At 33.9% G+C, this 3,637-nt stretch carries 4 protein-coding genes; all 4 read left to right on the top strand.

What is annotated here, in order from left to right; translation table 11 throughout:
• The first annotated feature begins 473 nt into the window (after window positions 1–473).
• The 4 genes from ABRT01_RS17920 to ABRT01_RS17905 all read left to right on the top strand — a co-directional run bounded on the left by ABRT01_RS17920 (window position 474) and on the right by ABRT01_RS17905 (window position 3,298).
• Window positions 474–1,019 (top strand): hypothetical protein, encoded by a 546-nt coding sequence (locus tag ABRT01_RS17920; protein WP_269410532.1) that lies wholly within the window; start codon window positions 474–476, stop codon window positions 1,017–1,019.
• 335 nt (window positions 1,020–1,354) lie between these two features.
• Entirely contained in the window at window positions 1,355–1,609 is a 255-nt protein-coding gene (locus ABRT01_RS17915; RefSeq protein WP_269410530.1) for a hypothetical protein, read from the top strand.
• A gap of 824 nt (window positions 1,610–2,433) precedes the next feature.
• Window positions 2,434–2,568, top strand: coding sequence for a DUF4176 domain-containing protein (locus ABRT01_RS17910; RefSeq protein WP_367749103.1), 135 nt, complete (start codon window positions 2,434–2,436; stop codon window positions 2,566–2,568).
• 163 nt (window positions 2,569–2,731) lie between these two features.
• Entirely contained in the window at window positions 2,732–3,298 is a 567-nt protein-coding gene (locus tag ABRT01_RS17905; RefSeq protein ID WP_367749099.1) for a hypothetical protein, read from the top strand.
• Window positions 3,299–3,637 lie beyond the last annotated feature (339 nt).

Here is a 3,637-nt window from a genome sequence, read left to right as displayed (position 1 = left end):
ACAGTCTTACCCGGACTCGGAACGATAATTGAAGGCGATACAAGGGTCAAATTCCTGGGCGGTAAAAATGCAAAAGTTTTTTCCACAGAATGAAGTCTAGAGTTTAAGGTTGTAAGTGTAAAATGAATTAGGAGAGGAGGAGAATCATCTTGGTATAAGTGTAAATTAAATCAGTGATGGAGTATCTATAGAGTTACTGATGGAGAGGATCCAACTGATGCGGCGATTAAAACTGGAGGACATACTGGAGCTACATTTGTAGGTGCAACTATAGGAACAGCTATTGGGGGCCCGATTGGGACCGCTGTTGGTGCTGCAATCGGAGCTGGTGGTGGTTATTTATTTGACAAATTTTAAGATAATAAAGAGGAAATATATGAGGGAGCTAAGAATTTCGTAGGGGATGCAATATCCGGAATTACTGATGGATTAGGCTCCATTTAGTTGATTGAAAATTAGCAAGGGGGGGAGTTATGAAAAAGAGGTTAATACCGCTTTATAGAGAGCAGGAACGGTATACGTTATTTTATGATCAACATAACAACCGTTTATATAAATTTCAACACAGAAATAAGTCTTTTGCGATATTTTTCATGGTTATCCTAGTGATCACTTATGGTTCAAAATTTCTTGATGGTATTTATCAAGGGTATCAAACTACATTCCTCAACATTATTTTGTTTATTATTGCCTTAGGAGTAACTTATTATGTAACTACCGAATTTTATAGCGCCTATTATCTCAAGGAAACAAAGCAAGGGATTATTTTGGATAAATATAATTTGCAGGAATGCGCTATTAAAGGAACGAAACAGCTTCGCATAGAGCTTTATAGTGCAATTATATCATTGCCAGTTGGGATAACATTTTTCATAATATTTTTTGCTACAAGTAAAATTCGACCTTTAGTCATTGGTTGTATATGTGCAGGAGTTATTTTTATTCTCATCTTAATGAGACCTTTAGATCGAAAAAGGGCACTAAGAGGGTTCAGGAATAAAGTAATCGATATAGAGTAAAGTAGGGGAAAGTTAAATGTACTGTAAATATTCTATCTCCCCAATGGCTAACAAATCTAGGTAGTATTTGAATTGAGTAATATAAAATCAGGAGTATAGTGCTAGAATAAAAATGGAGATATAACGTCTGATCAATATAATGCTATAGTAGATTCGGTTAAAGATACAAGTAGAAATATGAGTGAAGAAAAGATAAAAGAGAACATGACAGATAGTTTTATAGAATACTTGGAAGATCATGGCATGCGAAGGTTATTTAGAGGAACATGAAATAGTTGCGGAACAAGTGAAAATTAATAACTTGGATTCGGAAGCGAAAGGTTATTTGGATCGAATTGAAGAGCTGTATAAAAACGGGGAACTTAATAAGGCAGATTACGAAGACACCTATTAATGATGGTACAGAGGCCATAGTTGAACTTTTATCCGAAAAGCTTGCGGATGCAGCTGTTAAGGCAGGAGCACACGGTGTTATTTCAGCAATTGGTGGAGCATTGTTAGGTGCGGGCATTGGTTATCTTGGTAGCGAAGATTTTGATGCAATCTATGATAATGCAGGCGATATATGGAAAGGTACAAAAACTTCATAGGTCACGCAGTATCAGGAATAACTGATGGTTTGGGTTCCATTTTTGGTTAGTTCTTGTGGAGGGATAAAAATTGAAAAGCACCTTAGTTCCAATTTATAGAAATACGGATCTATATACATTATTCTATGACCAGGACGATGGAGTCATTTACAAAATACCATTTGGCAAAAAAATTCTATTGTTAGTGTATATTTAATTGTTATAGCACTTTACATTGCTGGAAATTTTCTTAACGGATTTTACTAAACACATTATAATTTTTTCCTTGATATTATTTTATTTATTATTGGAATAGCAATTGCATATTTCACGGTTAATAAAATGTACCAGGTATACTATATGGAGGAAAAAATACGCCCGATTATTTTGGATGATTACTCTTTAGAAGAGTGTATATATAAGGGGATGAAACAATCTCGTGCAGAAATATGGGTAATTATCATTTCCCTCCTGTTTGCAGCAGTCACATTTATTACATTTTTTATGGTCAATAGCATAAAGCCTTTGATTTTTGGTTGTTTGTGCACTTCTGTTTTTCTTAGCTTTATTTATATGAAGCCAATAAAGAGAAGAAAAATAATTAAGGAATTGCAGAATGAGAAATAAGTAGTTGTTTTTCGTGTAAGGGTTGAAAAAAATGAGAGCATCTTTTAATGTTTGCAAATAACCAGATATAGGGATAAAGGTCCTAAGTTATAATAAGTATTTGTAACAAAGGAGATTGTATATGGATATTCTACCAATCGTATGTGTTGTTCGACCGAAAAATGGAAGTGCTAAATTAATGATTTTGAACAAGGCCCTTATAAAATAAAGATGGAGTCATAGGTTATTTTGATTATTCAGCTTGTATATATCCCGCTGGAAGAGTACAAAAGGGTGCTTACTTTTTCAATAGGGAAAATATTGAAGAAGTATATTTTGGAGGTTATAAGGGTGAGCAGGAAGAATTGTATTGATGAAGCATATTAGCGGTATGTTCCTTTTGTTTTAGAATTTACATAAGTAATGGTATGAGTTCCTTTTCCGGAAAGGCCGCCAAAGAAGAGAAACAATACTTTGCCAGTAATAGCTGAATAATGCTTGATGTTGTTAAGAATACGCTTGAAGGGATGTGAGTGTGTGTCAAGATCCTGGGTAGCGATTTATCAAAATAAGGAGTCAAATTACTCTGTATACTTTGATTTTAAAAAACAAGAGCTTTTTTTAATTGCACAACAAATAAACAAATCAATGATTACTTTCATGAGCTTCTGTTCAATTCCTTTCTATGCCATAATGAAAAATTTTTCATTTGGTATGGCAACAAATCCATTAAAAATGTTAGTTATTGCTAGTATTTTGGGAATAATACTTGGCTGTGTAAGTATAAAATTATCAGACAGAGCAATTGAAAAAGGATTAGAACGCAGAAAAAAAGTCATATATCCAACGAATCAAGAATTGCGTGAATATCTTTCCGAGGGAAAAAAGCAATCTCGAGTGCTAGTATTTATCATACTATTATTATTTCTATTCATTTTTTTAAGTGTGGCCCTTCTATATTTTATGCCGCAAAGTGTATTAATGTTCCTTATTAACATCGGAATGTGGGCGGTTATTATGTTAGCTGTCTGGATAGTAAGGCCAATAAAGCGAAGTCAGGCTCATAAACAATTAGAAGGAAAACTGGAAAAAAACTCAGGTTGAATTTCGCCTATCCCGTTATTCAACTAACGAATATTTAAAATAAAATCGTTCTGAAGCGATCCGTAGATACGGATAATATAAAAGTAAAAAAATGAACAGCATGCAGATTGAATCGGAAGTGTTTGTTCACGCTACTTCTAATCCAACGTAGAATTTTAGGAGAATAATTCATTTGATAGTACCAGGCTCTCGTCACCAACATGGACGATTCAGGGGATGATGATCCTCTCCCTCTGTTTTCAGTGGTTACCTTTATTATATATTTTTTTATTAGTACTCAACTTTCGCAGAGTAAAAATGACATCTAACCTTTATCTGGTAAAGTACTTTTGGAAATTC

The sequence above is a fragment of the Lentibacillus sp. L22 genome (genome assembly GCF_040812445.1).
GTDB lineage: Bacteria > Bacillota > Bacilli > Bacillales > Amphibacillaceae > Lentibacillus_C > Lentibacillus_C daqui.
This window is presented reverse-complemented; position numbering and strand designations above follow the sequence as displayed.